This window comes from Vibrio sp. 1CM7H, assembly GCF_023161645.1.
Taxonomy (GTDB): Bacteria; Pseudomonadota; Gammaproteobacteria; order Enterobacterales; family Vibrionaceae; genus Vibrio; species Vibrio diabolicus.
This window is the reverse complement of record NZ_JALNTV010000006.1, coordinates 83419-109571: the sequence shown is the minus strand read 5'-3', so window position 1 is coordinate 109571 and position 26153 is coordinate 83419. Positions and strand designations below refer to the sequence as shown.

The 26153-nt window shown below is 45.1% G+C and carries 17 protein-coding genes; 5 read left to right on the top strand and 12 right to left on the bottom strand.

Translation table 11 applies throughout. The features are described from left to right. Nucleotides 1–204 precede the first annotated feature (204 nt). A complete protein-coding gene (gene carA, locus MSG33_RS18845; RefSeq protein ID WP_005396428.1) occupies nucleotides 205–1344 on the top strand; it encodes a glutamine-hydrolyzing carbamoyl-phosphate synthase small subunit in 1140 nt (379 codons plus the stop codon). A 16-nt stretch (nucleotides 1345–1360) separates the two neighbouring features. Then, the gene (gene carB, locus MSG33_RS18840) at nucleotides 1361–4594 is read left to right on the top strand and encodes a carbamoyl-phosphate synthase large subunit (RefSeq protein WP_047009081.1); all 3234 of its coding nucleotides are present in this window, start codon (nucleotides 1361–1363) and stop codon (nucleotides 4592–4594) included. 529 nt (nucleotides 4595–5123) lie between these two features. Here carB and MSG33_RS18835 read toward each other — a convergent pair. Together MSG33_RS18835 and MSG33_RS18830 are read right to left on the bottom strand one after the other, a co-directional pair. Next, nucleotides 5124–5546: a hypothetical protein gene (locus MSG33_RS18835; protein ID WP_248381723.1), complete on the bottom strand. Its 423-nt coding sequence runs from the start codon at nucleotides 5544–5546 to the stop codon at nucleotides 5124–5126. Further along, complete coding sequence (locus tag MSG33_RS18830; protein ID WP_248381721.1) at nucleotides 5543–6334, bottom strand: hypothetical protein; 792 nt, start codon at nucleotides 6332–6334, stop codon at nucleotides 5543–5545. Before MSG33_RS18830 ends, MSG33_RS18835 begins: the two co-directional genes overlap by 4 nt. Before the next feature lie 237 nt (nucleotides 6335–6571). On the opposite strand from MSG33_RS18830, the gene MSG33_RS18825 reads away from it, so the two are divergent. The 3 genes from MSG33_RS18825 (at nucleotide 6572) to MSG33_RS18815 (ending at nucleotide 8650) form a co-directional block, all read left to right on the top strand. Then, a complete protein-coding gene (locus MSG33_RS18825) occupies nucleotides 6572–7351 on the top strand; it encodes a TSUP family transporter (protein WP_005396424.1) in 780 nt (259 codons plus the stop codon). A 136-nt stretch (nucleotides 7352–7487) separates the two neighbouring features. After that, a complete protein-coding gene (locus MSG33_RS18820) occupies nucleotides 7488–8234 on the top strand; it encodes a hypothetical protein (protein WP_248381719.1) in 747 nt (248 codons plus the stop codon). Continuing rightward, nucleotides 8231–8650, top strand: coding sequence for a hypothetical protein (locus MSG33_RS18815; RefSeq protein WP_248381717.1), 420 nt, complete (start codon nucleotides 8231–8233; stop codon nucleotides 8648–8650). The genes MSG33_RS18820 and MSG33_RS18815 overlap by 4 nt, the downstream gene beginning before the upstream one ends. Nucleotides 8651–8682: 32 nt before the next feature. On the opposite strand, the gene MSG33_RS18810 is transcribed toward MSG33_RS18815, so the two are convergent. The 10 genes from MSG33_RS18810 to gltB (MSG33_RS18765) all read right to left on the bottom strand — a co-directional run bounded on the left by MSG33_RS18810 (nucleotide 8683) and on the right by gltB (MSG33_RS18765) (nucleotide 25822). Then, nucleotides 8683–9567: a LysR family transcriptional regulator gene (locus MSG33_RS18810; RefSeq protein ID WP_248381715.1), complete on the bottom strand. Its 885-nt coding sequence runs from the start codon at nucleotides 9565–9567 to the stop codon at nucleotides 8683–8685. Between the two features lie 129 nt (nucleotides 9568–9696). After that, nucleotides 9697–10317, bottom strand: a complete 621-nt coding sequence (locus MSG33_RS18805) for a TRIC cation channel family protein (RefSeq protein WP_054867265.1) — start codon at nucleotides 10315–10317, stop codon at nucleotides 9697–9699. A 69-nt stretch (nucleotides 10318–10386) separates the two neighbouring features. Further along, nucleotides 10387–11211, bottom strand: a complete 825-nt coding sequence (btuF, locus tag MSG33_RS18800; protein ID WP_012842144.1) for a vitamin B12 ABC transporter substrate-binding protein BtuF — start codon at nucleotides 11209–11211, stop codon at nucleotides 10387–10389. Then, nucleotides 11211–12164 carry a cobalamin biosynthesis family protein gene (locus tag MSG33_RS18795; protein ID WP_248381713.1) on the bottom strand — a complete coding sequence of 318 codons (954 nt, stop codon included), beginning with the start codon at nucleotides 12162–12164 and terminating at the stop codon, nucleotides 11211–11213. Before MSG33_RS18795 ends, btuF begins: the two co-directional genes overlap by 1 nt. Before the next feature lie 11 nt (nucleotides 12165–12175). After that, the gene (gene mtnN, locus MSG33_RS18790; RefSeq protein WP_005396324.1) at nucleotides 12176–12871 is read right to left on the bottom strand and encodes a 5'-methylthioadenosine/S-adenosylhomocysteine nucleosidase; all 696 of its coding nucleotides are present in this window, start codon (nucleotides 12869–12871) and stop codon (nucleotides 12176–12178) included. A gap of 63 nt (nucleotides 12872–12934) precedes the next feature. Then, a complete protein-coding gene (locus tag MSG33_RS18785) occupies nucleotides 12935–13363 on the bottom strand; it encodes a DUF1499 domain-containing protein (RefSeq protein WP_031780533.1) in 429 nt (142 codons plus the stop codon). Between the two features lie 91 nt (nucleotides 13364–13454). Then, a complete protein-coding gene (locus MSG33_RS18780) occupies nucleotides 13455–14867 on the bottom strand; it encodes an FAD-dependent oxidoreductase (protein ID WP_005396322.1) in 1413 nt (470 codons plus the stop codon). A 20-nt stretch (nucleotides 14868–14887) separates the two neighbouring features. Continuing rightward, entirely contained in the window at nucleotides 14888–19351 is a 4464-nt protein-coding gene (gltB, locus tag MSG33_RS18775) for a glutamate synthase large subunit (protein WP_248381712.1), read from the bottom strand. A 451-nt stretch (nucleotides 19352–19802) separates the two neighbouring features. Further along, nucleotides 19803–21272: a glutamate synthase subunit beta gene (locus tag MSG33_RS18770; protein WP_085343971.1), complete on the bottom strand. Its 1470-nt coding sequence runs from the start codon at nucleotides 21270–21272 to the stop codon at nucleotides 19803–19805. After that, nucleotides 21272–25822 (bottom strand): glutamate synthase large subunit, encoded by a 4551-nt coding sequence (gene gltB, locus MSG33_RS18765; protein WP_248381711.1) that lies wholly within the window; start codon nucleotides 25820–25822, stop codon nucleotides 21272–21274. Before gltB (MSG33_RS18765) ends, MSG33_RS18770 begins: the two co-directional genes overlap by 1 nt. Nucleotides 25823–26153: the final 331 nt, after the last annotated feature.

Sequence of the window (26153 nt, the reverse complement as noted above, 5' to 3'; positions counted from 1 at the left end):
TCTTTTTGAGCCTTACTGATTCGAAATGACCTTACTCGCTAGAAATTGATAATTTATTTTTGATTGTAGGTTGACAGGTTTCCAGTCCAACTTTAGAATACCGCCAATTTGTCTGAAATACCTATTTATGTAGATTTTATAGGTAAAGGAAGGCATGTTTGCAGTTTGATTTATTTTTTTTGCATTTTTATTCTGGAGGTTGTCTTGGGTAAATTAGCACTGTTAGTCCTAGAAGATGGGACAGTGTTCCACGGAGTGTCCATAGGGGCAGATGGTATTTCCGTTGGTGAAGTCGTTTTTAATACCTCGATGACGGGGTATCAAGAAATCCTCACTGATCCTTCCTATTCTCAGCAAATCGTCACCCTTACTTATCCTCACATTGGCAATACCGGAACCACTTCCGAAGATGAAGAATCCTCTTCCATTCATGCACAAGGCCTTGTGATTCGCGACCTTCCTCTTATCGCTTCTAACTTCCGTAATGAACAATCCCTCTCTGATTACCTTAAGTCTCAAAATATCGTTGGCATCGCTGATATTGATACGCGAAAGCTCACTCGTATCTTGCGTGAAAAAGGTGCTCAAAACGGTTGTATTGTTGCGGGTAATAACCTAGATGAAGCTTTGGCTCTAGCGAAAGCAAAAGAATTCCCAGGCTTAAAAGGAATGGACCTTGCGAAAGAAGTTACAACGAAAGAAGCGTATCAATGGAAACAAGGTTCGTGGACGCTTGAAGGTGGACTTCCAGAGGCGAAAGATGACAGCGAGCTGCCATACCACGTCGTTGCTTACGACTTCGGCGCAAAACGCAACATCCTGCGAATGTTGGTTGACCGCGGTTGCCGCTTAACGGTTGTTCCTGCTGAAACGTCAGCGGAAGAAGTGCTTGCGATGAACCCGGACGGTGTTTTCCTATCAAATGGCCCTGGTGATCCAGAACCATGTACTTACGCGATTGAAGCGACAAAAGTGTTCCTAGAAAAAGGCTTACCTATCTTCGGTATCTGTTTAGGTCACCAAATCCTTGCGTTAGCGTCAGGTGCACAAACCGTGAAAATGAAGTTTGGTCACCATGGTGCAAACCACCCAGTAAAAGATTTAGACCGTAACGTTGTTATGATCACTTCGCAAAACCACGGCTTTGCGGCAGATGAAGCAACGTTACCGGAAAACTTACGTGCTACTCACGTATCGTTATTTGATGGCTCTTTGCAAGGTATTCACCGCACAGACAAGCCAGCATTTAGCTTCCAAGGTCACCCAGAAGCGAGCCCAGGTCCACATGACGCGGCACCGCTATTTGACCACTTTATCGAACTAATCAAAAAACACAGCGCTTAATTCGGAGTAGTAGATAATGCCAAAACGTACTGACATTCAAAGTATTCTAATTCTTGGTGCTGGTCCGATTGTTATCGGTCAGGCATGTGAGTTTGACTACTCTGGCGCACAAGCCTGTAAAGCACTTCGTGAAGAAGGCTACCGAGTTATTCTGGTTAACTCGAACCCAGCAACGATCATGACAGACCCAGAGATGGCTGATGCGACTTACATCGAGCCAATCCAATGGGAAGTGGTACGCAAGATCATTGAAAAAGAGCGTCCAGATGCAGTTTTGCCAACCATGGGTGGCCAGACTGCACTTAACTGTGCGTTAGACTTAGAGAAACACGGCGTACTAGAAGAATTCGGCGTAGAGATGATCGGCGCAACTGCAGATGCAATCGACAAAGCGGAAGACCGTTCTCGTTTTGATAAAGCGATGAAGTCTATCGGCCTTGAGTGTCCTCGCGCAGATACAGCGAAGAGCATGGAAGAAGCTTACAAAGTTTTAGATATGGTTGGCTTCCCTTGTATCATCCGTCCATCGTTCACCATGGGTGGCACTGGTGGTGGTATCGCGTACAACAAAGAAGAGTTCGAAGAAATCTGTCGTCGCGGTCTGGACTTATCTCCGACCAACGAACTTCTTATCGATGAGTCACTAATCGGTTGGAAAGAGTACGAAATGGAAGTCGTTCGTGACAAAGCGGACAACTGTATCATCGTATGTTCAATCGAAAACTTTGATCCAATGGGTATCCACACGGGTGACTCAATCACAGTAGCACCAGCACAGACACTGACTGACAAAGAATACCAGCTAATGCGTAATGCATCGCTAGCCGTTCTACGTGAAATTGGTGTTGAAACAGGTGGTTCAAACGTACAGTTTGGTATCAACCCGAAAGATGGCCGTATGGTTATCATCGAGATGAACCCACGTGTATCTCGCTCTTCTGCGTTAGCGTCAAAAGCAACAGGTTTCCCAATCGCTAAGATTGCCGCGAAGCTTGCTGTTGGCTTTACTCTGGACGAACTACAAAACGACATCACGGGCGGTGCAACACCAGCATCATTCGAGCCAACTATCGACTACGTCGTAACTAAGATCCCTCGCTTTAACTTCGAGAAATTTGCTGGCGCAAACGACCGTCTGACTACTCAGATGAAATCGGTTGGTGAGGTAATGGCAATTGGTCGTAACCAACAAGAATCTCTTCACAAAGCACTTCGTGGCCTAGAAGTTGGCGCAACTGGTTTTGACGAGATGGTCGATTTAGAAGCACCAGATGCACTGACTAAGATTCGTCACGAACTTAAAGAAGCAGGCGCTGAGCGTATCTGGTACATCGCCGATGCATTCCGAGCTGGCATGTCAGTTGACGGCGTGTTCAACTTGACTCAAATTGACCGTTGGTTCCTGGTTCAAATCGAAGAAATCGTAAAACTCGAAGAGCAAGTCAAGGCGGGCGGCTACGCAGGTTTAACCAAAGAAGTGCTTCGCCAGATGAAACGTAAAGGCTTCTCTGATGCGCGCTTGTCTAAACTGCTTGGTGTCGCTGAAAGTGAAATTCGCCGTGCTCGTGAGCAGTTTGATATTCACCCGGTTTACAAACGTGTGGATACGTGTGCCGCAGAGTTTTCTTCTGACACGGCTTACATGTACTCATCTTACGATGAAGAGTGTGAAGCCAACCCAACAGACAAAGACAAGATCATGGTTCTTGGTGGTGGTCCAAACCGTATCGGCCAAGGCATTGAATTCGACTACTGTTGTGTACACGCATCACTTGCGCTGCGTGAAGACGGTTACGAAACCATTATGGTTAACTGTAACCCAGAAACGGTATCTACTGACTATGATACGTCTGATCGTCTGTACTTCGAACCAGTAACTCTGGAAGATGTACTCTCTATCGCTCGCGTTGAAAAACCAAAAGGTGTGATTGTTCAGTACGGTGGTCAAACGCCACTTAAACTGGCTCGTGCTCTAGAAGCGGCTGGTGTTCCAATCATTGGTACGAGCCCAGATGCTATAGACCGTGCGGAAGACCGTGAACGCTTCCAAGCCGCTGTTGACCGTTTAGGTCTACTTCAGCCAGAAAACGCGACAGTAACAACGATGGAGCAAGCGGTTGAGAAGTCGAAAGAAATTGGCTTCCCATTAGTTGTTCGCCCGTCTTATGTACTCGGTGGTCGTGCGATGGAAATTGTTTACGATGAGCAAGACCTGCGTCGCTACTTCAATGAAGCAGTAAGCGTATCGAACGAGTCTCCAGTTCTACTAGACCGTTTCTTGGATGATGCAACCGAAGTTGATATTGATGCTATCTGTGACGGTGAACGCGTCGTTATCGGCGGTATCATGGAACACATCGAACAAGCCGGTGTTCACTCTGGTGACTCTGCATGTTCACTGCCTGCATACACGCTAAGTCAGGAAATTCAAGACAAGATGCGTGAGCAAGTTGAGAAGCTGGCGTTCGAACTCGGTGTACGCGGTTTGATGAACACGCAGTTTGCTGTGAAAGACAACGACGTTTACCTAATCGAAGTGAACCCTCGTGCTGCTCGTACGGTACCATTCGTATCGAAAGCGACAGGTGCACCTCTAGCGAAAATCGCTGCACGTGTAATGGCGGGTCAATCTCTAGAGTCACAAGGCTTTACTAAAGAGATTATCCCTCCTTACTACTCAGTGAAAGAAGTGGTTCTGCCGTTCAACAAGTTCCCTGGCGTTGATCCGCTATTGGGCCCAGAAATGCGCTCAACAGGTGAAGTAATGGGCGTTGGCGCAACATTCGCAGAAGCTTACGCGAAAGCAGAGCTAGGTTGTGGTGCGGTTTACCCTGAAGGTGGTCGTGCGCTACTGTCAGTACGTGAAGGCGATAAAGAGCGTGTTGTTGACCTGGCTTCTAAGCTAGTGAAACTGGGTTACCAGTTGGATGCGACACACGGTACTGCTGTGATTCTGGGCGAAGCGGGTATCAACCCACGCTTGGTAAACAAAGTACACGAAGGTCGTCCACACATTCTTGACCGCATCAAGAACAACGAATACACCTACATCGTAAACACGGCAGCTGGTCGTCAAGCGATTGAAGATTCGAAAGTTCTACGTCGCGGCGCACTGGCAGAGAAAGTGAACTACACAACGACACTGAACGCAGCGTTCGCTACATGTATGTCTCATACTGCAGACGCAAAAGCGTCAGTAACTTCGGTTCAAGAGTTACACGCTAAAGTGAAAGCGAGTCTAGACGCGTAACAGATAAAAATCAGTAAGCTCGTTAGTCAGGGCTTACATGACAACCTCATTGCCCGCTCATTTGAGCGGGCTTTTTTATATCGAGGTTTTTCTAAAATGAAGAGTATTAAAATGTGCTAGGAACGATTGGTATGCTTCGCTTTTGAAGAGCATCAAGCTAACTATGGCAAGCAATGTTCCTAAAGATGAAGAAATAGTACTACCACTTGCTACAACAAAGTTGATACTGCAGGTAAGAATGATAAAAGAGATAGTGATTAAGTTTATTTTTGCAGCAATACTTAATCCTTTGCTTATTGTCAGGATGTTTGGAATGCATACAACAACAACCGTAATAGCTCCCAATGTAAGAAGGTACGTATCTAGATCAATGTGTTGAGTAAAAGAAAACCAGTCATTCCAAATGCTTAAGCTAATAGTCAGACCAATAGTCAATGCCAAGTATAAACATACACTTATTGAGATGTTCGCTATGCTAATTGAATTTTTTCTCAAATTTTAATTTCTTTTATGTAACATAAATTGAAGTTTATTTTTTGAAAATATAAACCTTATCTTGTAGCCAGGAGTCTTCTTTATCAATTGAAACAGAGTAACCCTGATTTGTTAAGTGTTTTTTAGTGAGAAACACAAATGCACTTGGTGCTATAATTGTTATAATTGAAAAAGAGATTATAACTTTAATGAACATGCCTTCTTTCTTATATGATAATTTTCTTTTTTTTAAAAACACAGTAATTAAAAGAATAAATATAGATATAAATACCCAGCTTCCAAATAACCCATAAAATGATCCCTGAGAAATTTCTATAATAAGTTCTTCGTTATATATGTCTTTTATGTTATTTATGGTATCGTTGTAAAAAAAATAAATGCATAACAATCCTAGAGAAAGGAATAACAGTGATGTTAAAAATGTTGATGTTAGATCTAGGTTGTCTTCTTTTTTCATAAAAACATTCCATTTTTTATATATGTAGAACCAATTAAATTTTTTATTCTTGCTTCTTCTTGATTTATTTCATTTTTTATTGATTCATCTAGTTTTTTCTCTAATGTTAATTTGAATTTTTTTGTTATATTATGCTTTTTATCTATATGATTTAATATGCTCCCAATAACCAAGCTTATACCTATAGCTAAAAATAATGGGCCAGAAGTTAGAGCGAAAATAGTAGTAGCTCCAGAAATTCCTTTTACAGCAATTGCAGCAATTGCGGATGAAATTCCTAACTTTAGGATGTCACTAGTTATTGTGCCAAACAAACTCAGTAATGTTGATTTATTCTTTTCCGAAAAGAAGTGTTCCATTGCTCTAAAAGAGCTTACTAGTACGATTGTAATAATTGTTCCACTTTTAATAGACTGGATAGCACTTTTTGGACCTACAGCAAAGTTAGTAATTGTTGGAGTCGGTGCATGAGAACCCAAAGCACTTAACTTTATTCTCAGGGCCGGTGTCCCCGTAAAGACAAAATGTGGTTGGCCAGAATAGTAATTTATATGGACAGGGTTTGTTGCTCCGCTTAGATTATTCGCTAGTTTTGTTAAAAATATAAGATCATCGGCTGTTGTGTAATAGTTTGCAGTATTTTCTAGTTTATTTTTGATAACTTTCCATTTTTCAGTAACACCTTTACTTTTGATGTTTTTGTTAATTAAGTCATCAAATACGCTTACTGATACTATATGTACTTCTTTGGTATTGCTACTTGAGTCTTGTTGTATTGCAGGGTACATCGTTTTCTCCTTGAAACCATAATTTTATTATGACCTTGCCTACACGGCTGACACAATGAAAATACTATTTCATTCGTATCCTTGAGGCATGTATCTTTTTTTTGTGAAACTAAAATGAAAATTTCACAAAGATGAAAATTAGGAATAGATTGGTGTCTTGACTTTCCATTGGTGGTTTTGTGAATAAGTGCTACCGTTTTTCCTCTTTGATGCCTCTTTAAATAAAAAGGATGTGTAGTGGAAATTACGGTTGAGATTTTGTTGGCTCTATTTTTTGTTGCGACTGCCGCAGGCTTTATTGATGCGATGGCTGGTGGGGGAGGGCTCATTACGCTCCCTGCGCTTTTGGCAGCGGGGTTGAGTCCGACTCAAGCTCTAGCAACCAACAAGTTACAAAGTTCGTTTGGCAGTTTCTCTGCTAGCTGGTATTTCGTGCGTAACGGTATTGTCAGCCTAAAGGAAATGCGTTTCGCGATACTCTGCACTTTTATCGGTGCAGCGATCGGTGCCGAGGCTGTGCAGTTTATTGATGCTAGCGTACTCACCAGTTTGATCCCTGTTCTTTTGATAGCCATTTCCCTCTATTTTTTACTCGCGCCAAGTACGCGAAAAATCGATGGAGAACCAAAGTTATCTGAAGCGATGTTTGCGCTATGCATTGGTGGCGGGATCGGTTTCTATGATGGCTTTTTTGGCCCTGGGACTGGATCTATTTTTACTGTTTGTTTTGTTGCACTAGGTCACTTTTCTTTGGTCGAAGCCACTGCTAGAACCAAAATCCTCAATTTCACGTCAAACATTGCGGCACTACTCTTTTTTATCTTAGCTGGGTTACCAGTGTGGAAGCTCGGTTTAACCATGGCTGTTGGCGGTTTTCTTGGTGCTCAGTTAGGGGCGAAGGTCGTGGTAAGTAAAGGGCAAAAATGGATTCGTCCTCTAGTTATTGTGATGTCGATGCTCATGGCAACGAAACTTCTTTGGCAACAACATCAGCAATGGATTTTGTCAGTGTTATAACTCGTTCTCTACGTTCAACTACGCTTATTCATGAATCATATGTAAAGAAATACTGATATATCTATGATTTCATTATAGCGTGATATCGTACTTAAAATGAAAAAGTAATAAACAATTTTCATTTAATAAAGTTAGAATGCTATGCATTTCTATCAATGAATTTGATAAATATGTTATTAAATTTATCCCTAAGCATGAACAGCTTCGATGGAATAGTTTAAAGGGTAAGTTAGAATTTATTGCAAACTACTATGCAACTGTAGATGATTTGGCGTATTTAGGTAGAGTTGCTGTAGCCTTGTTAGGTAGCGCAGCTCCTATTGCAGTTGAGAAGTATGGTGGTTTTAATCATATTGTAATTAAAGGAACACCTAGTTTACAAAGAAAAGTTATGGCTTTGTCTGGTAAGATTTCGCCACCGATGGCCGTAAGTTTTGCTATAGGAAAAGAAAAGGTATTACAGACGGTTAAGCAAGGTGCAGTTATTACTGTTATTTTTGTCACATCTTATATAATAGCTGAGTATTTATTTAAAGAGTCAAATAAAAGAGTATTGGCTAAATTATTCGGAGTTATAGCAAGTGACATTATTAAAGTGGGTTTGGCTGCTTTAGTTGCTAGTATAACATTAAAAACGATGGTTTCTGTAGGTGTTGTCGCTGCTGGTGGTTCAGAGGCTCTGTTTGTGGTTGTTTTTGTCGGTGTTGTTGCCAGATTTACAACTAGTAAAATAGATGGAGAATTTAACCTCACAAAGAGGTTCCAAAAGGAAATTATGCTATTTTGGTCTCAAAAGGAAGAGGTGGAAAAATGGGAGATGAAAGATAAAATAAACCAATACCGAGCGATGCAAAGCTTTAAAAATAGTGGTTTTTCATTATGAAAAATGAAGAAATAGATTATAGCACATTTATTATAGGTTCAATTCTATTTCCTATATGTACATATTTTATGATTTATCTTCCGGTATCTGACTTGTTGGATTTTTTTGGAGCAATTTCATCCGATAAGGAAAGTTTATCCTTAGGTGGTCAGAATATTCAGTTGTTTTCATCCGGTTTTTTATTTGCTTTGCTTTCTTATGTTTCTATTTATACTGTTTCTACTAAGAGAAAGCCAAATAAAGAAAAACTTAAAAAACTTTTTAAATTATGTTTTGTTTTATTAGTTTCTAGCTTTTTGTTTTCTTATATGTTTAATGAGTGGCTGCTGTCTTATGCTGAAAGTCATGGATACCATTATTCTGAGGAACTTAGTTCTCGATGGTTTTTAAGTGAGTACTATGTTTTTGTAAAATGACTATGAAATACACTTTTACATTATACTCTACTTCAATTGTCTAGTTGTTGTGATGTCGATGCTAATGGCAACGAAACTTCTTTGGCAACAACATCAGCAATGGATTCTGTCAGTGCTTTAACTCGTTCGCTGCGATATGTGCTGTGGCGCATGCAGATATGTATTGGTCGAATTAACTGTCCTAGTTCTTCAAAGTCATAGCAGAATTTGGGTGTGATATTAAGTGTCTTCAGGATAGATTTAGGAATTAAAGCGGGAGCCATTCCGCCCAAAGCCAGTTGTGCTGCCGCAGTGTATGAATCCATTTCCATCAAAGGCTCAATTCCGTATTTTGACAAAATAGCTTGTTGGTAAGTATTGGCAGGATTGGTTAAGTCATTGGTCAAAATGGCTTTGGGTAGTTGCGAAAGTGGGTATCTACTGACGATTGAAAAAGGTTCATCAGCGAGGTGAAGGCTCATTAATCCATGATGAGACGGTAAATAACCGGCACAGAATCCCAGTGTCGCTTTACCTGATTTGACGTTCTCAATAATGCGTGGTGTATGATTGGTCGATATTCGTATGTACTGGTCATGGGCAAAGCGTTCTGCCATGATCACACTAAGGTATCCAGCGACTAAGGTTTCAGAGCAGTCTATCTTGATCAAAGAAGTATCTTCTATTTCTTGCTGATCATAGATCTGACCTCTTAACTCATTGAACGTTGGCTCGATCGTGTTGATGAGCGCAAGGCCATCGGAGGTCAGCTTTATGTGCCGACCACTTGGCTCAATCAATTTTTTTCCTAACTTCTTCTCTAGATTCGAAATGCGCTTACTCACCGCAGATTGACTAATATAGAGTTGGCTGCCCGTACGGCTCATGGTTTTTTCTTTACTGAGGACAAGTAACGTCTCAATACCTTCAAGCAACATAATAATTAATGAAAGTTAGGAATGGTTGAAATAATTTAGCGAATTGTACAAGAATTGGCGAATCAAATGAGTATAAATGAGAGGAGCCGACACTCAGTCGACTCCATGACCGAATCATGTAATTTGTGTTTAACGATTAATTGCGAAAGTTGGCAGGGATAGATGCCAACGAATAGCACCGAGACGTATAATGAGCGTTGAGATTACACCAGCGAGTAAAGCCGTTGAGTGGTCATAACCCATGTTTACCGCCATCGTATGGAAGATGCCGCCAATAATACATGCCGTAGCGTAGACTTCGCTTCTTAATACCATAGGAACTTCGCGAGCCAGCACATCACGTATAATACCACCACCACAACCAGTAATGACTCCCATGATCACGGCGACCATCCCAGACGCGTTGTAAGCGAGGGCTTTCTCTACACCTATTCCTACAAATACTGCAAGGCCGATCGCATCACAGACGGGTAATACCCACCATGACAGCCGTTTTGGTCTGCGTACAACGAGCATGGTTAGTAGACACGTAACAAATATCACCCATAAGTACGTAGTATCTGTTATCCAAAATACAGGAGTGGCACCTAGCGCCATGTCTCGGATTGTTCCGCCACCAATAGCAGTCACACTGCCGAGAACGATAACGCCGAATGGATCCATTTTTAAACGGCCCGCCAGTAACACGCCAGAGATAGCGAAAACAGCGGTACCGAACAAATCGATCATATAAAGCAGCATGGAGTCCATGTTACTTAGTACCTTTATATAGTGTGAGAAAAAATGGGCGGAAATTGTATGGTATTTGCCACGAAATCGTTAGCGTTTTTGACGAACGCTTTTAAAGTGCTCACACACTTCTGTGATCGCATTTAGTGTGCGTGGGGTTGGGCGGTTAATCCAATCTGAGTTTAGAGACCAGATGTGTTTATTTCTAAGTGCGGGAAGCTCATTGCTCCACTCTGCCCACATACCATCATTACTCATTGCGTGACGAGAAGTAAAAATAACCTCTGGTTGGCGAGTGATGACCTGCTCGATGCTGACCTGAGGATAAGGCGCGCTGGATGCTGCGAAAATGTTTTCACCACCGCAAAAAGTAAAGACTTCACTTGGCCAGTTCTTCCCGGCGACAGTGATGATAGGCTTTTCACTCAACTGATAAAAGTAACGAACTTTCTCGTGCGTGTTGTACTTCTCTTTTAGTGTATTCAGTTGCGTTCTAAAATCTTCAGCGGCCTTTTGTCCTATTTGCGGGGTTTCGCTGTATTGGCTTAGCTGCTCGATATTATTGGCGATATCTTCCAGTGAGCCTGTAGTGGAATAATAGATAGGAATGCCGAACTGTTTAATTTTCTCCAGCTCTTTTGCCGGGTTTCCTGCCGGCCAAGCAATGACTAAATCCGGTTGAAGAGCAATAATGCGCTCTAATTTAATTCCTTGGTAATTAGAGACTCTTTCCAGCTGCTTTGCCTGCTCTGGATAATCACTCATTTCGCTGACAGCAACAAGCTTGTCTCCTAGCCCTGCCGCAAAGGCAATTTCAGTGGCATGCGGAGCTAAACTTACAATGCGTTGCGCTGGTGTTTGGGCGAAGGTCGCTGTCGAAACAAACAGCGTTAATGCGAAGCATAGTTTATTCATCATAATCCTTGATAAATCATTCCTAAAAGCAGACTTTGGATAGCTATCCAAACGAAGACTCGCCAAGCGAGCAGCGTATGTATTTGTGAAAGGTGAATAGCCGATGGGGCGATTCGTCCACCGATTTTTGCGCGTTCCGCACGTATACCTTGATAGATAGCAGGGCCGCATAAAGAGAGTTGTAGTTTGTGTCCGATGGTACACAACACCCAGGCGGGCCCGGGTAGTGGCCAAGACTTCGCTTGTTGCTGTACACCAGAAAGCACATTGCTTACGTTCTTTCCTACAGCTAAAAGTATGGCAAAGAGACGAAGTGGAATAATATCCAGAGCGGCAACCAGCTGAACGGCAGGTTTACCAAAGGGCAAATATTGGCGTCGGCTAGGGGACCAAACTCGAGCTAACTCTGTGGCTAGTCGATACATTAACGCACCAATACCACCTGCTAGTGCGTACCAAAATAACACACCGATTACGTTGCGGCTGTATCCCATAATCACAGCTTCTGAGCTTGCTTTACCTATGCCGATGATCGAGAGGCTGTCAGTATCGCGATTAAGGTATGGTCTTAGTAATTGTCGGCACTGAGCTTTGTCTTCTCTCGACATACTTGTGACGAGTTGTTTCGTTAAGGCTTCGCTGTTGCGCCAGTCCAAAGCAATGATCAATAGCACTAGTTCGTATAAAGGCACTTGCCAAACGAATGGCTCCACGGCAATCAGCAAGATCAAGCAAGGCAATAGCATCAAGCCCAATGCAAGACTGCCGGAGGTCAGGCTCTGTGAGTAACTATGATTATTGTTTACTTTGTTGGCGAGGTTCTCAGCTAACTTTCGCCATAAAGTGATGGGATGCGATGAACGGGGGATTGGTAAAATAAGGTGAAAGAGCAGTGCGCCCCACATAATAAGGAGCGCACCGTTGGCATAAAATGACTGAAAAACTTCTTCCATGAATGAGTCGTTTACTTAATGAGTTCCAGCATTTTGAATACCATTTCAGAAGAGCTTTTTGCTGCTAGCGGTAGGAACTCATCAAAGCTCATTGGTGACTCTTTATCAGCGACATCAGAGATTGCGCGCACAACAACAAACGGCGTGTTGAATTGGTGACAAGTTTGAGCGATAGCAGATGCTTCCATTTCTACCGCGATAACGGATGGGAAGTGTTTACGAATAAACTCTTGGCGTTCAGCGGTGCAAACAAATGCATCACCAGTACAGATCAGGCCGCGAACTGCATGAGTGTTTTCCATTTGCGCTAGTGCCTTTTCTGCTAAATCCATTAGCTTTTCATCCGCTTTGAATGCAGCAGGCTGGCCAGCCATTTGGCCAATTTCATAACCAAAAGCGGTCACGTCTGCATCGTGATGACGAACTTCTGTTGAGATAACAACATCACCTAGATTTAGGCTTGAATCGAAGCCACCAGCAGAGCCTGTGTTAATCACAACATCTGGCTGGTATTCATCAAGAAGAATGGTAGTGCCTACTGCAGCTGCAACTTTACCGATACCTGATTGTAGTACGACTACTTCTACATCATTAATTTGACCAGAGAAAAACGTACAACCTGCTTTATTTACGGTTTTGCAGTTTGTGATTGCTTCTTTCAGGATGGTCACTTCTTGTTCCATCGCACCGATGATACCAACTTTCATAACACTCTCTTTCGGTAAATATTTTAGTTGGCCGAGAGTATAGCACTCCCCGTGAGCAGTTTTCTATTTGATGAGCTTAGCTTGAGTGAGCTTTTCTCGTAATTGTTCGGCGCGCTTTCTGTTTACGCCAAAGTCAGAATAGCCCACACGTGACTCTGAGCGAACAATCAGTTTGTCTCCTGCTACTTTTAATTCGAGGTCATCCACGAAGCGCATGATTTTAGATGTGCATTCTATCCGAAGGTAATCACCCTCTTTTACCGCGGTTTTGGCGCCAGGAAGTTGAAGCGCGGCTTGCTCAATGGCATCTAACGTTGCGGACTCAGTGAGCAAAAAAGGTGCTAATTGAAACTTGTCTCTTGAGTCCTGAGTTGAAACGCAATTTGGTTTGTCACCACAAGGTGATTGAGAACGATCTGGCATACTGGTGACTCCTTGGCTGCAGGCTGTAAGGCTGAGTAAAGCGATGGAAAGGAGAGCGGCTTTTTTCATTGTATTTACTCTTATAATTTTGCTTCTAATTATATGGATACAAAAGAAAAAGGATCCAATAATAGGATCCTTTATGTGATGTTAGCTGTGATTAGACTTCTAGGTAATCAAGAATGCCTTCTGCCGCTTTTCGCCCTTCATCAATGGCGGTTACGACGAGGTCTGAGCCACGGACCGCATCACCGCCAGCGAAGATTTTCGCATTGCTGGTTTGGTACATGAACGCTTGCTCAACAGGTGCCTTGATACGTCCCCATTGGTCTAAATCGACACCATACGGTTCCAACCAGTCCATTTTGTGTGGCTGGAAACCAAATGCCATGATCACGGCATCCGCAGGCAATACATGTTCACTGCCTTCCACTGGTTCTGGTCTGCGACGACCTGCATCATCGGGCTCACCTAAAGCGGTTTTTACCACTTTAACGCCCGATACGTTACCTGAGGCGTCGACCTCCACACCGAGTGGTTGCAGGTTAAACATGAACTTCACGCCTTCTTCCTTCGCGTTTTTTACCTCGCGACGAGAGCCAGGCATGTTGGCTTCGTCACGACGATAAGCACAAATCACATTGGAGGCTCCTTGGCGAATAGAGGTTCGTACACAGTCCATTGCGGTATCGCCACCACCAAGCACGACCACTTTCTTTCCTGCCATGTCGATAAAAGGTTGGTTGTTCTCAAGCTCCATGACTTTGTAGGTATTCGAAATTAAAAATGGCAGCGCGTCATATACACCCGGCGCATCCTCATTTTCTAGTCCTGCACGCATGTATTTATAGGTGCCAACGCCTAAGAAAATGGCATCGTACTCATCGATTAGATCTTGCATTTGTACATCTTTACCGACTTCCACGTTCATGCGGAACTCGACGCCCATTTCAGTGAACACACGGCGACGATTTTCCATTACCCCTTTTTCAAGCTTGAACGAAGGGATACCGAAAGTCAGTAGTCCGCCGATTTCTGGGTAGCGGTCAAACACGACTGGCTTAACGCCATTGCGCACTAGGATATCAGCGGCTGCCAAGCCTGCTGGGCCAGCTCCAATGATTGCGACCTTTTTATCGGTCCACTCCACCTTGGACATATCTGGCTTCCAGCCCATTTCAAAGGCTTTGTCGGTAATGTACTTTTCTATATTACCGATGGTGACGGCACCAAAGTCATCATTAAGCGTGCATGAACCTTCACATAGACGGTCTTGAGGACAAACGCGCCCACATACCTCCGGTAGGCTATTGGTTTGATGCGATAGTTCAACCGCTTCAAGAATACGTCCCTCATTTGCCAGTTTTAGCCATTGAGGGATGTAGTTGTGTACTGGGCACTTCCATTCACAGTATGGGTTACCGCAATCTAAGCAGCGATCCGCCTGCGCAGTCGCTTGTTGTTTGGTAAACGGTTCATAGATTTCAACGAACTCGATCTTACGAACTTTGATAGGCTTCTTCGCAGGATCTACGCGTTGAACATCGATAAATTGATAAACGTTCTGACTCATGATTCAAACATCCTCCATGATTACTGGGCTTGAACGCGCAGCTCAGCGGCACTGCGGCTCTGGTGACCAAGTAGCGTGCGAAGATCTGCCGCTTGTGGTTTCACCAAATAGAACTTTGGAATCCATTCATCAAAGTTCGCCAAAATATTTTCTGCGTGGCTCGACCCTGTTTCTTCAAGGTGTTCCGCAATCAGGCCGCGCAAATGCTCTTGGTGGATGTATAGATCGGACAATGAAATGGCTTCGACAGATTCAGTATTGACTCGACCTTCAAAGCTTTGGTTTTCATCCAGAACATAGGCAAAGCCTCCGGTCATACCTGCACCAAAGTTCACGCCTGTTGCACCTAGAATGGCAACAATACCGCCTGTCATGTACTCACAAGCGTTATCTCCCGCACCTTCAATGACGGCAATCGTACCTGAGTTACGTACCCCAAAACGCTCACCCGCTTTACCTGCCGCGAACAGTTTACCGCCCGTTGCGCCGTACAAACACGTGTTACCAATAATGGTGGCTTCATGACACTTGAACGCTGTACCTAAGTGAGGTTTAATGGCGATCTTGCCGCCTGCCATCCCTTTCCCTACGTAGTCATTCGCATCACCTGTGAGGTAAAGCTCTACGCCTCCCGCATTCCAAACGCCAAACGACTGGCCGGCAGTGCCGTCAAGATAGATTTTGATAGGGGAAGCCGCCAATCCTTGGTTGCCATAGCGCTTCGCTATTTCGCCAGATAAGCGAGCACCCACAGAACGATCAGTGTTGATGACATTGTAGAAGAAACTTGCCGATTGGCTGTTTTCTACCGCATGCATGGCATCATCAATGATCTTTTGATTGAGCTCAGCTTTATCAAACGGTTTGTTTGGCTCTGTCCAAAACAGCGGATGACCTTCAGGCGAGACGGGAGCTTCTAGAATGTTGGATAGATCCAATTTGGTTTGCTTCGCGGTAAAGCCTTCTACTGCTTCAAGTAAATCGGTACGACCAATCAAGTCCGTCAGTTTTTCAACTCCTAGCTCAGAAAGCAGCTCGCGCACTTCTTCTGCCAGTCCGGTGAAGTAGTTCATCACCATTTCAGGTAAGCCTTTGAAGTACTCTTTACGCAGCGTTTCGTCTTGAGTCGCAACCCCTGTTGCACAGTTATTGAGGTGACAAATTCGCAGGAACTTACAACCCATAGCAACCATTGGCGCGGTACCAAATCCGAAGCTTTCTGCACCTAAAATTGCGGCCTTAACCACGTCTAGACCAGTCTTTAGACCACCGTCTACCTGTAGGCGGATCTTATGACGCAGACCATTAGCAACCAGTGCTTGTTGCGTCTCTGCTAGACCTAATTCCCATGGACTACCTGCGTATTTTACCGAAGTTAATGGGCTTGCTGCAGTACCACCGTCGTAACCCGAGATGGTAATAAGATCAGCGTAAGCCTTTGCTACGCCCGTTGCGATGGTGCCGACACCTGGCTCGGAGACGAGTTTCACCGAAACCAGCGCATTTGGGTTGACTTGTTTAAGGTCGAAGATCAACTGGGCCAAATCTTCAATCGAATAGATATCGTGGTGCGGAGGAGGGGAGATCAGAGTCACGCCTTGTACCGAATAACGCAGTTTTGCGATTTCAGCGGTGACTTTGTGTCCTGGTAGCTGTCCACCTTCACCCGGTTTCGCACCTTGTGCCACCTTGATTTGCAGTACATCCGCATTAGTCAGGTAATGAGGCGTTACACCAAATCGGCCAGAAGCAATTTGCTTGATGCGCGAGTTACGTTCAGTGCCGAAACGGCGAGGATCTTCACCACCTTCACCGGAGTTTGAATAGCCACCAAGACGGTTCATCGCAGTCGCGAGGGCTTCATGCGCTTCAGGGCTAAGTGCGCCAATGGACATGGCCGCAGAGTCGAAGCGTTTGAACAGTTCGGTTTTCGGTTCTATTTGCTCAAGTGGCAGCGGTGAGTCTGATTTTTTCAGCGACATTAAGTCACGCAGCATGGCAACAGGGCGTTGGTTTACCTGCTTAGCAAAGCTCTGATAGTCGTTACTTTCGCCAGATTTAACGGCCTGTTGCAGCGTGCCGACAACATCCGGGTTGTAAGCATGATACTCACCTCCATGGACATACTTTAACAAGCCGCCATGATCAATCGATTTGCGTTTCGCCCATGCTTTGCGAGATAAGTTTGTAAGATCTTGCTGGAAGTCGTCAAAATTCGCGCCTTCAATACGAGTTGTGACGCCTTTAAAACACTGGTCGACCACATCTTGGCTCAAGCCAACTGCTTCAAACAGTTGTGAGCAGCGGTAAGAGGCGATGGTTGAGATCCCCATCTTTGACATGATTTTATACAGGCCCTTGTTGATGCCGTATTGGTAGTTCTGCATCACATCGCGATAGTCTTTCTCTAGTGCCTTATCATCAATCAGTTTACCTAACGCTTCATAAGCAAGGTATGGGTAAACTGCAGTCGCACCAAAGCCAAGCAAGACAGCAAATTGGTGTGGGTCACGTGCAGTTGCGGTTTCGACTACAATGTTGGCATCGCAACGTAAGTTCGCATCAATCAAACGAGTTTGAACGGCGCCGACTGCCATTGCCGCTGGAATTGGTAACTTGCCTTTGACCAAAGCGCGATCTGAAAGTACCACTAAAACCGTGCCTTCACGTACGACTTGCTCTGCTTGCTCACAGAGATCATTAATGGCTTGTTTAAGATCTTTCTCTTGTGGGTCGTAGTTGATATCTAGAATGGTATTACGGTAGTGATCGTCACCAAGCTCGAGCAGTTGCTGCATGTCTGAATAAAGCAGTACAGGCGAATCAAATGTTACGCGATGCGCGTGGCCATCGGTTTCACAGAAGACATTCATTTCCTTACCGATACTGGTCGCCAGTGACATCACGTGTTTTTCACGCAGTGGATCGATCGGTGGATTGGTGACCTGAGCGAACTTCTGGCGGAAGTAGTCAGTTACCAAGCGCTCTTTTGAGGAGAGCACTGCCATTGGAGTATCGTCCCCCATGGAACCGACGGCTTCTTGCCCCATATCACCGAGGACACGCAGCACTTGATCGACTTCTTCATTGCTCATGGCAAACTGCTTTTGATAAGTCTTAAGTAAGTCTTCATCAAAGCTACGCTCACCTACTTGCTCCTCAGGTAGCTGAGAAAATGGTGTGAGTTTGCGAACGTTGTTTTCCATCCATTCGCGATAAGGGTGACGAGATTTCAGATCATTATCGATCTCGCTAGACTGCCAAAGCTTACCTTTACGAGTGTCGATGACAAGCAATTCCCCCGGACCTACACGCCCTTTTTCGGCAACTTCATCTGGGGCGTAATTCCAAATCCCTACCTCAGATGCCAGAGTGATCAACTTGTCTTTGGTAATTACATAACGCGCAGGACGCAGACCGTTTCGGTCTAGGTTACAAGCAGCATAACGACCATCGGACAGTACGATACCTGCTGGGCCATCCCATGGTTCCATGTGCTTGGAGTTGAAATCGTAAAACGCCCGTAGATCCGGATCCATATCTGGGTGGTTTTGCCATGCAGGCGGCACAAGCATACGCATGGCGCGGAAGATATCCATGCCGCCAGCTAAGAAGAGATCCAGCATATTATCTAAGCTGGAGGAGTCTGAACCTGTCTCGTTCACAAATGGTGCTGCAGTTTGAAGATCGGGCAGCAGTGGTGACGAGAACTTGTAAGCACGAGCTCGTGCCCATTGTCGATTACCTTCAATGGTATTGATCTCACCATTATGAGCAAGGTAGCGGAACGGTTGAGCCAGTGGCCAACGCGGTTGAGTGTTGGTGGAAAAACGCTGGTGGAACAGACAGATAGCGGATTCCATCCGTAGATCGGCAAGATCAAGATAAAAGCGAGGCAAATCCGCAGGCATGCACAGGCCTTTGTACACTAAAACTTGAGTCGACAAGCTACAGATGTAGAAATCCGGATCTTCGGTGATTTGTTTCTCGATGCGACGGCGTGCGATGTAGAGACGACGTTCAATGTCACGCTCTCGCCAACCAGCCGGTGCAGAGATAAAGACTTGCTGAATATTTGGAAGCGAGTTAGCCGCAATTGGACCGAGTACTTCTGAATTAGTTGGTACTTCACGCCAACCGGCCACTGTTAGCGTCTCTTGCGCAAGTTCTCTGTTGACGATGTCTTTAGCGAGTTGAGCTTTGACCGGATCTTGGTTGAAGAAAATCATCCCTACGGCGTATTGCTTGCCAAGGTTGAAACCATTTTCTTCGGCAATAAGACGTAAATAGGAATCGGGCTTTTGTAATAGAAGACCACAACCATCACCGGTTTTACCATCGGCGGCAATACCACCACGGTGGGTCATTCGGTCAAGTGCAGAAATTGCTGTACGAACCAGCTTGTGGCTTTGTTCGCCTTCCATATGCGCGATCAAGCCAAATCCACAGTTGTCTTTCTCAAGACTTGGATCATAAAGAGCCATTGCAATTCTCCCTTTGCTTATCCGTCATCCCGACAGATATATCAACACTGCTTACGTTGATAGTGATGACTGAATATGCATCATCTTTTATGGTTTTATGTATATTTATTCAATAAAAGCTGTGAAATATTTAACATTTTTTGAGTGTTTTATTTTCATCAACTTCACAAGCTATAGCTTATTGTAAAAAAGGTCAAGTTATTAGTGGATAATCACGTGAATATGCGATTTACCATTTAATAAGCTAAAATAGTTTAATGATTTCAAATAGATAGAAAATTGATTGTTACAAAAAAGTAACATTTGATTCTGTGGGAAATAAAAAAGACCAGCATAAAATGCTGGTCAAAATAGAAAGATTGGAAGGAATTGTTTTCTTTCTTTGCTAATAGCCATCGATATCGCTGATGGCTATTTATGGCATTGAAAGAGGGAAGCGTGAATACTTCCGTTAAGCAGAAAGCATCAGTGAATCTGCTTTTGCTTCTAGGTTTGTGCCATCCATTAGGTAGTCATCGATAGCACGAGCACATTCGCGACCTTCGTTGATACAACGAACCACCAAAGATTGGCCTGTTCGCATATCACCAGCAGCAAATACGCCTTCTTGGTTAGTAGCAAAACCTTGAGTTGCTACGTTACCGCGATCATCTAGCGCGATATCCAGTTGAGCAAGCACGCCTGTAGGTTCTGGGTGTAAGAAGCCCATTGCTAGGAATGCCATATCACATGGGATCACTCGCTCGCTGCCTTCTACTTCTTTGAAACTTGGGCGCTCGCCTGGTTTTGCATCTTGCCAAACGATATCAGCAAGACGAAGGCCTGTGACTTCACCTTTGTCATTTCCGATGAACTCTTTGGTCAGGATGTTCCAGTGACGATCGACACCTTCTTCATGAGAGGTCGAAGTACGTAGGATCATTGGGTATTGAGGCCAAGGCATATTGGCTGGGCGCTTCTCTGGTGGAATCGGCATGATTTCCACTTGAGTTACGCTTGCTGCGCCGTGACGGTTTGACGTACCTACACAGTCTGAACCGGTATCACCACCACCAATGACAACCACATGTTTACCTTTTGCGTGAATCTCTTCCGTTTTCAGGTCCATGTTATTTGCACGTCGGTTGTTTTGACCTAGGAATTCCATTGCGAAGTGAACGCCTTTGAGCTCACGACCCGGAACTGGCAAATCACGTGGAACCGTTGAGCCACCCGTCAGTAGAACCACATCGAACTCTTGACGCAGTTGCTGAGCATTTACATCAACACCGACGTGTTGGTTTACTTTAAACTCAACGCCAGCTTCTGCCATTAGATTGATCTTACGATCAATGACTTCCATGCTCAGTTTAAAATCTGGAATACCGAAACGCAGCAGACCACCAACCTTCTCGTCTCGCTCGAATACTGTCACGGTATGGCCTGCGCTGTTTAGCTGCTCAGCAGCCGCAAGACCAGCAGGTCCAGATCCAATGATCGCCACCGTTTTACCAGTGCGAGAACGTGGCGTTTTTGGCTTGGCGTACCCTTCACGATACGCCGTTTCTACGATGGTTTTCTCGATATTACAGATAGTGATTGGGTCTTGGTTGATGCCAAGTACACAAGCACTTTCACATGGAGCAGGGCAAACACGACCAGTAAACTCAGGGAAGTTATTGGTTGAGCTTAGAATGTTCCATGCTTCTTCCCAGCTATCACGATAAACTGCATCGTTAAACTCTGGGATGATGTTACCGATAGGGCAGCCGTTATGACAAAACGGCACACCACAATCCATACAACGAGACGCTTGAGTATTGATCTTGTCACCAAATTCCTCGTTCAGAACGAACTCTTTGTTGTTCTTGATGCGTTCAGCTGGGTCGATCTTCTGTGGTAGTTCACGACCGTGCTCTAAAAATCCAGTAGGCTTACCCATTATACGGCCTCCGCTTGAGTTTCGTTTCCTTGAGACTGTGCTTCAGCTTTGCGTTTTTGAAGAACCGCTTTGTAGTCACGCGGCATTACCTTAACCATAGAGGCTAGGCTAGCTTCAAAGTTGTCTAGGAAAGACTGAGCGACTTCACTTCCTGTGAATTGAACATGCTTAGTTAGCATGTCGAGTAATAGATCTCTGTCTTCTTGCTCGATTGGATCTAGGTCTACTAATTCTGGGTTCAGTTTTGACTCAAAGTCGCCTGATTTATCCCATACGTAAGCCACGCCGCCACTCATACCTGCAGCAAAGTTACGACCTGTTGAACCAAGGATGATGGCTGCACCGCCCGTCATGTATTCACAACCGTGGTCACCGACGCCTTCTACTACTACTTTCGCGCCTGAGTTACGAACACAGAAACGTTCACCAGCCATACCGCGAATGAAAGACTCACCCGAAGTTGCACCGTAGAAACACACGTTACCAACCACGATGTTGTCTTCCGCGACAATGCTTGATTTCGCATCTGGGTAAAGTACTAAGGTACCGCCAGATAAGCCTTTACCCCAGTAGTCGTTCGCGTCGCCTTCCACTTCAAACTTCACGCCCTTAGCGAGGAATGCACCGAATGACTGACCCGCAGAACCTTTGAACTTCACGTTCATTGGCTGAGGTAGACCGGCATCTTTGTACACTTTCGAGATTTCGTTCGACAACATGGTACCTGCAGAGCGGTCCGTGTTAACGATAGGGAACTCGGCATTCACCGCTTCGCCTTTCTCGAGTGCAGGAATCGCCGCTTGAATCAGCTTGCGGTCTAGCACTTCTTCTAGGTTGTGGTTCTGCTGAGCTTGGTTGAATACACCATCAGCTTCACGTGGTTGCTCAACGTGGAGAACAGGAGACAGATCTAGGTTCTTGTATTTCCAGTGAGAAACGTCTTGGCGAATCTTCAGTTTCTGTCCTTGGCCAACCATCTCATCGATAGTGCGGAAACCAAGTTCAGCCATGATTTCACGTAGACCTTGTGCCATGTATTGGAAGAAGGTTACGACGTCTTCTACGCGGCCATCAAAGCGCTCGCGAAGCGTCTTGTTCTGAGTTGCGATACCGACAGGACAGGTGTTCTTATGACACTTACGCATCATGATACAACCTTCAACCACCAAGGCTGCGGTTGCCACGCCCCATTCTTCTGCACCAAGTAGTGTTGCCACTGCAAGGTCGCGAGGTGTCTTCATCTGACCATCCGCTTGAACCACGATACGGTTACGTAGACCGTTCTTCAGTAGCGTTTGGTGCGTTTCTGCCAAACCAAGTTCCCAAGGAAGACCAGTATGACGGATTGAAGACATTGGGGATGCACCAGTACCACCGTCGAAACCTGCGATTAGTACAACGTCTGCTTTCGCTTTCGCTACACCGGAAGCGATCGTACCTACGCCAGCTTCCGATACCAGCTTCACGTTTACACGACCCGCGCGGTTCGCGTTCTTCAAATCGTAGATAAGCTGAGCCAAATCTTCGATTGAGTAGATATCGTGGTGTGGTGGTGGCGAGATAAGACCGACGCCCGGAGTTGAGTGACGTGTAGCACCGATCCAGTCATCTACTTTATCGCCTGGTAGCTGACCACCTTCACCTGGTTTCGCACCTTGAGCCATCTTGATTTGTAGCTCATCAGCGTTGGTTAGGTAGTAAGAGGTTACGCCGAAACGACCCGAAGCTACCTGTTTGATTGCAGAGCGTTCCCAATCGCCGTTCTCTTTGCGCTCGAAACGCATTGGGTCTTCACCACCTTCACCAGAGTTCGATTTTGCGCCAAGGCGGTTCATCGCAACAGCCAATGTGGAGTGTGCTTCGTAAGAAATAGAACCGAATGACATTGCACCTGTCGCGAAGCGTTTCACGATGCTTTCAATTGGCTCGACTTCGTCGATAGAGATAGAACCAGCTGGGTTCTTAATGAATTCTAGCTGGCTACGCAGAGTTACCGCGTTGTCACCTTGTTTATCGACTGCTGTCGCGTACTGCTTGAACTGATCGTAGTTCTTGTTGCGCGTAGACTCTTGCAGTAGCGAGATGGTTTCTGGGTTGAATAGGTGCTTCTCACCACGCTGTTTCCATTGGTAAACACCACCCACATCCAGCATTTGAATTGGGATTTCGCGTTGTGGGTAACCGATGCGGTGACGAACGAGCACTTCTTTAGCGATATCGTCAAGGGTGAGACCTTGGATACGAGAAACTGTACCTGTGAAGTACTTGTCTACCACTGACTTATGAATACCTAAGGCTTCGAAGATTTGCGCACCGTGGTACGACTGCAGGGTTGAGATACCCATCTTCGAGAAGATCTTCAGAAGACCGCCATTGATCGCTTTACGGTAGTTGTTGAACAGATCGCGAGGGTTCGCTTCTGGGTCCAGCTTCTTCGTACGCTGAAGCTCAATGATGGTTTCAATCACTAGGTATGGGTTAACGGCGTTGGCACCGTAACCAATTAGCGTTGCAAAGTGGTGCGTTTCACGCGCGTCACCAGTTTCAACCACGATGTCACACTTCGCACGTAGACCTTTGCGGATCAAGTGGTGATGTACTGCGCCAACTGCCAGCATTGCTGGGATCGCCGCGTGGTTTGAGTTCACTGCACGGTCAGTTAGCAGGATGATTGAGTAACCATCAATAACCGCATCTTCTGCGTATTGGCAGATACGTTTTAGTGCGCGCTCAAGCTTGCCTTGGTCTTCACTGGCTTGGAATACGATATCCAGTGTCTTCGCCTGAAGATGCTCGTTGTCAATAGCACGCAGTTTCTCAAGCTCAGAGTTCGCCAGAACAGGCGATTCCAATTCGACTTTCTGACAGTGAAGTGGTGTTTCAGTCAGAAGGTTTTGGTCTTTACCCAAGTAAGTGTTCAGCGACATAACCATACGCTCACGGATCGGATCGATCGGTGGGTTAGTTACCTGTGCGAACAGTTGCTTGAAGTAGTTTGAAAGATGTTGAGACTGATGAGATAGAACCGCAAGAGGCCAGTCTGCACCCATGGCTGATAATGGCTCTTTACCTTCATTTGCCATTGGAACGATGATTTCGTTCACTTCTTCAGTACTTACGCCAAACGCTTGTTGGCGGTGTAGAAGATGTTCTGGCTTAGGTTGGCTGAATTGGTTGCTCGCATCTGGCAGCTTCTTCAAGCTTAGTAGGTTTTCTTCTACCCACTTTTCGTAAGGCTGCGCTGTTGCGATGGTGTCTTTCACTTCTTCATCAGAGATGATGCGACCTTGCTCTAAGTCTGCAACGAATATGCGACCTGGTTGTAGACGACCGCGGAACTCAACGTTCTCTGGCTCAATATCCACAACACCAGATTCTGATGCCATTACTAGGAAGTTATCTTTGGTCACTGTGTAGCGAGAAGGGCGCAGACCGTTACGGTCGAGTGTCGCACCAACTTGAACACCATCAGTAAAACATACTGAAGCCGGACCATCCCATGGTTCCATGATGTTCGCGTGGTACTGATAGAACGCGCGACGCTTAGGATCCATGTTTTTGTTTTCTTGCCATGCTTCCGGGATCATCATCATCAATGCGTGCGGCAGGCTACGACCAGAAAGAACTAGGAGCTCAAGTGCCATATCAAAGTTAGATGAATCCGAACTGCCTTCCTGACAAATAGGAAGCAGCATGTCGATTTCAGCTTGGGTAAATAGATCGGATTCAATGATCGCCTCACGGGCTTTCATCCAGTTCAAGTTACCTCGAACTGTATTGATTTCACCGTTGTGGGCAATGTAACGGAAAGGTTGTGCAAGACGCCATTTCGGGAAGGTGTTGGTAGAGAAGCGAGAGTGTACCAGTGCCAGTGCGGTCACCATGGTCGGGTTTTGCAGATCAAGGAAGTACTGAGGGACTTGCTCGGTCGTTAACTGACCTTTGTACACCAATGTCTTGTAAGACATTGAGTTAATGTAGAAGTCATCACCAATGTTCGAAACGCTCTCTAGGCAAACACGTACAGTGTAGTTACGAAGTACGTACAGTTTGCGCTCTAGCTCTTCAGGTGTGATACCTGGACCACCAGAGATAAACACATGCTCAAACTGAGGTTCTGTGCTTAGCGGGTCGGCACCGATCATCGAGTTATCGGTTGGCAAAACGCGGTAGCCAATAACTTCAAGGTCTAGACGCTGAGCGTTGCGTTCTAGAATGTCACGGCATTGCTCGCGTTTGTATTCGTCTTTCGGGAAAAGTACGACACCCACACCATACTTTTCAAATGAAGGTAGTTTAATGCCGAGCTTAACGGCCTCTTCTAATAGGAATTCATGAGGTTTTTGTAGCAAGATACCCGCACCATCACCGCTGCATGGATCACAACCTTGACCACCACGGTGCTCCATGCGAGCTAGCATATCCAATGCTTGAGTCACTACTTCATGAGATTTACGGTTTTTAAGGTGAGCAACAAAACCGATACCACACGCGTCATGCTCCAATTCAGGAGTATATAGACCCTGTGGATTTTGCTCTCTATCTACCATAGATACATCCTTCCAGTTCAATGTCGACGCAAAAGCACCAGGCAGGCAAATGCCACCTAGACCATTGATTACGTCTTGTCCTTTATATTTATTATCGCCACCGATCTAGGTTGACCGATCTTGATTCCTTTCCGTATCTCGCAGGAAAAGTTTTGCGAGAAAAACAATCCTTGGTGGTATCCCTTTATTTATTGCCGCTATTTAGTGATTTATATAGGTAGGAGTGGGATAACACCGACAAATCCCGCAGTGTACTTTGTAATAAAAGTCACAAAAATAACGGGGTTGTGTAAGTATCCTACAATTTTGTCACTTCAGAATGCAATGAAAA

Bases quoted from the DNA above. Each gene is read 5' to 3' on its own strand.
- carB (WP_047009081.1), top strand. From the start codon at position 1,361: ATGCCAAAACGTACTGACATTCAAAGTATTCTAATTCTTGGTGCTGGT.
- MSG33_RS18835 (WP_248381723.1), bottom strand. From the start codon at position 5,546: ATGAAAAAAGAAGACAACCTAGATCTAACATCAACATTTTTAACATCA.
- MSG33_RS18830 (WP_248381721.1), bottom strand. From the start codon at position 6,334: ATGTACCCTGCAATACAACAAGACTCAAGTAGCAATACCAAAGAAGTA.
- MSG33_RS18820 (WP_248381719.1), top strand. From the start codon at position 7,488: ATGCTATGCATTTCTATCAATGAATTTGATAAATATGTTATTAAATTT.
- MSG33_RS18815 (WP_248381717.1), top strand. From the start codon at position 8,231: ATGAAAAATGAAGAAATAGATTATAGCACATTTATTATAGGTTCAATT.
- MSG33_RS18810 (WP_248381715.1), bottom strand. From the start codon at position 9,567: ATGTTGCTTGAAGGTATTGAGACGTTACTTGTCCTCAGTAAAGAAAAA.
- MSG33_RS18805 (WP_054867265.1), bottom strand. From the start codon at position 10,317: ATGGACTCCATGCTGCTTTATATGATCGATTTGTTCGGTACCGCTGTT.
- btuF (WP_012842144.1), bottom strand. From the start codon at position 11,211: ATGAATAAACTATGCTTCGCATTAACGCTGTTTGTTTCGACAGCGACC.
- MSG33_RS18795 (WP_248381713.1), bottom strand. From the start codon at position 12,164: ATGGAAGAAGTTTTTCAGTCATTTTATGCCAACGGTGCGCTCCTTATT.
- mtnN (WP_005396324.1), bottom strand. From the start codon at position 12,871: ATGAAAGTTGGTATCATCGGTGCGATGGAACAAGAAGTGACCATCCTG.
- MSG33_RS18785 (WP_031780533.1), bottom strand. From the start codon at position 13,363: ATGAAAAAAGCCGCTCTCCTTTCCATCGCTTTACTCAGCCTTACAGCC.
- MSG33_RS18780 (WP_005396322.1), bottom strand. From the start codon at position 14,867: ATGAGTCAGAACGTTTATCAATTTATCGATGTTCAACGCGTAGATCCT.
- gltB (WP_248381712.1), bottom strand. From the start codon at position 19,351: ATGGCTCTTTATGATCCAAGTCTTGAGAAAGACAACTGTGGATTTGGC.
- MSG33_RS18770 (WP_085343971.1), bottom strand. From the start codon at position 21,272: ATGGGTAAGCCTACTGGATTTTTAGAGCACGGTCGTGAACTACCACAG.
- gltB (WP_248381711.1), bottom strand. From the start codon at position 25,822: ATGGTAGATAGAGAGCAAAATCCACAGGGTCTATATACTCCTGAATTG.